This window comes from Euzebyales bacterium (assembly GCA_035461305.1).
Lineage (GTDB): Bacteria > Actinomycetota > Nitriliruptoria > Euzebyales > JAHELV01 > JAHELV01.
In genome coordinates this window covers 1-3,514 of sequence record DATHVN010000226.1, presented here as the reverse complement: position 1 = coordinate 3,514, position 3,514 = coordinate 1, and the positions used below count along the sequence as shown (strand labels likewise).

Genomic DNA, 3,514 nt, shown 5'->3' with positions numbered 1-3,514 from the left:
CTCCGGGGTCGAGACCTCGACGTCCATCACGGGCTCGAGCAGCGCCAGGCCTGCCCTGCGGACAGCCTCCTTGAGCGCCATCGACCCGGCGATCTTGAACGACATCTCCGACGAGTCGACCTCGTGGTAGCTGCCGTCGGTTAGGCGCGCCCGCAGGTCGACGATGGGATAGCCGGCGAGCACGCCGCCCTCCATCGCCTCGCGGATGCCCTGGTTCACCGAGCTGATGAACTCGCGGGGGATCGCGCCACCGCGGATCTCGTCGGAGAACTCGTAGCCACCGATCTCACCGGTCGGCTCACCCTCGGCGTCGACGACCTCGCGCGGCTCGGTCGCAAACGTACCGGTCGGCTCGATCGAGATCTTGACCTCGGCGAACTGCCCGGACCCACCGGTCTGACGCTTGAAGCGCAGCCGGTGGTCGGTGACCGGCCGCCGGATGGTCTCGCGGTACGCGACCTGTGGACGACCGATGTTCGCGTCGACCTTGAACTCGCGCAGCATGCGGTCCACCAGCACCTCGAGGTGCAGCTCGCCCATGCCACCGATGATCGTCTGGCCGGTCTCCTCGTCGGTCCGGACCGTGAACGTCGGGTCCTCCTCGGCCAGCTTATGCAGGCTCTCACCGAGCTTCTGCTGGTCCGCCTTCGTCTTCGGCTCGATCGCGATGTGGATGACCGGGGCTGGGAAGTCCATGCGCTCAAGCAGCACGGGCGCCTGCGGGTCGCACAGCGTGTCGCCGGTGGTCGTGAACTTCAGTCCGACCGCGGCGCAGATGTCGCCGGTGAAGGCCGCCGGACGGTCCTCACGGTGGTTGGCGTGCATCTGCAGGATCCGGCCGAACCGCTCCTTGCGGTCCTTGGTCGAGTTGACGACCGCCTCACCCTGCTCCACGAGTCCCGAGTAGACGCGGAAGTAGGTGAGCTTGCCGACGTACGGGTCGCTCATGATCTTGAAGGCCAGTGCCGAGAACGGCTCGTTCTCGTCCGCCTTGCGCTCGATCGGCTCGCCCGACTTGACGTCGATCCCAGCCACCGGCCGGACGTCGGCCGGCGACGGCAGGTAGTCGACGACGGCGTCGAGCAGCATCTGGACGCCCTTGTTCTTGAAGGCCGAGCCGCACAGCACGGGCGTGATCTCGTTGTCGATCGTGGCCTTGCGGATGCCGCTGATCAGCTGCTCACGGGTCAGGTCGTCGTTGACGAGGTACTCCTCGAGCAGCTCCTCGTTGATCTCGGCGATCGCCTCGACCAGCGCCGCCCGGTACTCCTCGGCCTGATCGGCCAGCTCGGCGGGGATCTCCTGGTCGTGGAAGGTGGACCCGAAGTCGTCGCCGGTGCCCTCCCACACGCGGGCCTTCATGTCGACCAGGTCGACGACGCCGACGAAGTCGCTCTCGGACCCGACCGGCAGCTGCACCGGCACGGGGTTGGCGCCCAGGCGGTCGCGGATCGAGTCGACCGCTGCGACGAAGTCGGCACCGACACGGTCCATCTTGTTGATGAAGCAGACACGCGGGACGCCGTACTTGTCGGCCTGCCGCCACACGGTCTCCGACTGCGGCTCGACGCCGCTGACGGCGTCGAACACCGCGACGGATCCGTCCAGGATGCGCAGCGAGCGCTCCACCTCGACCGTGAAGTCGACGTGGCCGGGCGTGTCGATGATGTTGATCACATGGTCACGCCAGCGCGCCGTCGTGGCCGCCGACGTGATCGTGATGCCCCGCTCCTGCTCCTGGGGCATCCAGTCCATCGTGGCCGCGCCCTCATGCACCTCACCGATCTTGTAGGTCACACCGGTGTAGTAGAGGATGCGCTCGGTTGTGGTGGTCTTGCCCGCATCGATGTGCGCCATGATCCCGATGTTGCGGGTGCGCTTGAGCGGGTGTTCTCGCTTTGCCATCGGTCTACCTCGGATGGGAGGCGTCAACGGTGGACGATCTGCCCGTGGTGGAACCGCTTGCGGATGGGGCGGCTACCAGCGGTAATGGGCGAACGCCTTGTTGGCGTCGGCCATCTTGTGTGTGTCCTCGCGGCGCTTGACCGCGGCACCGGCGTTGTTGCTGGCGTCGAGGAGTTCGCCGGCGAGGCGCTGGGCCATGGTGTGCTCACGGCGGGCGCGGGCGTACTGGGTGATCCAGCGCAGCGCCAGCGTGGTCCCGCGGCCCTGCCGGACCTCGATGGGCACCTGGTAGGTGGCACCACCGACGCGACGCGACTTGACCTCGAGCATCGGCTTGACGTTGTCGAGCGCACGACGGAACGTCTGGACCGGGTCCGCGCCGGTGCGCGCCTGCATCTGGTCGAAGGCGTCGTAGACGATGTGCTCGGCCAATGACCGCTTGCCGTCGAGCATGACCTTGTTGATGAGCTGGGTGACGAGCACGCTGGAGTGCTTGGGGTCCGGCTGCAGCTTGCGGCGGGGAGCGGGTCCCTTACGAGGCATGTTCCTAACCCTTCTTGGCGCCGTACTTGGAGCGGGCCTGCTGCCGACCGGCCACACCCGACGCGTCGAGTGCGGCACGGATGACCTTGTAGCGGACACCCGGCAGGTCACGGACACGACCGCCACGGACCAGCACCATCGAGTGCTCCTGCAGGTTGTGACCCTCGCCGGGGATGTACGCAGTGACCTCGATGCCGGAGCTCAGCCGCACACGGCATACCTTGCGCAGCGCCGAGTTCGGCTTCTTGGGCGTGGTCGTGTAGACACGGGTGCACACGCCGCGCCGCTGCGGCGAACCCTTCAGGGCAGCCGTCTTCCCTCGGGGAGCCTTCTTGTCGCGGCCCTTGCGCACCAACTGCTGGATGGTTGGCATGAAGCACGTTCCTTCTGCTCTCATCTGCGGTGACCGCACGCCTGGCCGGCTCACCGCTCTCCTCACAGGAGCGACCGTCCGGGTCGGCCCTGGCTGCTGCACCCACGACCCCGGCGCTGCCGGCGACCGCTGGTCGTGCTCTGCCCGCTCGTGCCCCTGTCGGGCCACGCATACGGGCGTTTCACTTGCGCGTGCACAGTCGCTCGACTCGATGTGTCGGGTACGGGCACGCGCCGGCACCGTGGCGTCCGGTCAAGGGATCTGCGATGACCCTGTCCGCCGCGCCCGTGTTCGGGGGCACGTCGCCAGCAGTCGCCTGCGTCGGGTCGCCTACAGCGACACCGTGCGGTGATGCGCTGCACCACTGCGAACGCAGCGGTTGCGGCTGATGTTCCGCATCTCTCAGAGACACGTATGTGACGCCAAGGCGCACCTTGGCGTCGTCGGTCGTTCAGGTACGAGAGTAGGTTCGCCCACCCCCGCTGTCAACTTGCTCGTGGCCGCTCCCAACGGCCCAGGGAAGACCCGGCTGCCCTCCTGACGTCCATGGATCCGTCGTCGCTCGCTCACAACCGCCCAGGGACCCGCACGCTCGTCAGGAGCAGACGCGGCCGCTCCTCCGTCGGTCGGCTCATAACGGCCGGGGTGGTTCGCCGTGCTCGCGGCGGCGCTCAGCGGACGACGATGGCGGTA

General features: G+C 67.7%; 3 protein-coding genes. All 3 read right to left on the bottom strand.

Annotated elements, in window-relative coordinates; all coding sequences use genetic code 11:
- Positions 1 to 1,905: elongation factor G (fusA, locus tag VK923_20560; GenBank protein ID HSJ47071.1), on the bottom strand; the 1,905-nt coding region annotated here is incomplete at its 3' end.
- Between the two features lie 72 nt (positions 1,906 to 1,977).
- Positions 1,978 to 2,448, bottom strand: coding sequence for a 30S ribosomal protein S7 (gene rpsG / locus VK923_20555; protein ID HSJ47070.1), 471 nt, complete (start codon positions 2,446 to 2,448; stop codon positions 1,978 to 1,980).
- A gap of 4 nt (positions 2,449 to 2,452) precedes the next feature.
- Positions 2,453 to 2,821, bottom strand: a complete 369-nt coding sequence (gene rpsL, locus VK923_20550; GenBank protein ID HSJ47069.1) for a 30S ribosomal protein S12 — start codon at positions 2,819 to 2,821, stop codon at positions 2,453 to 2,455.
- Positions 2,822 to 3,514: the final 693 nt, after the last annotated feature.

Coding starts and splice junctions, on each gene's coding strand:
- rpsL (HSJ47069.1), bottom strand. CDS start 2,821: ATGCCAACCATCCAGCAGTTGGTGCGCAAGGGCCGCGACAAGAAGGCT.
- rpsG (HSJ47070.1), bottom strand. CDS start 2,448: ATGCCTCGTAAGGGACCCGCTCCCCGCCGCAAGCTGCAGCCGGACCCC.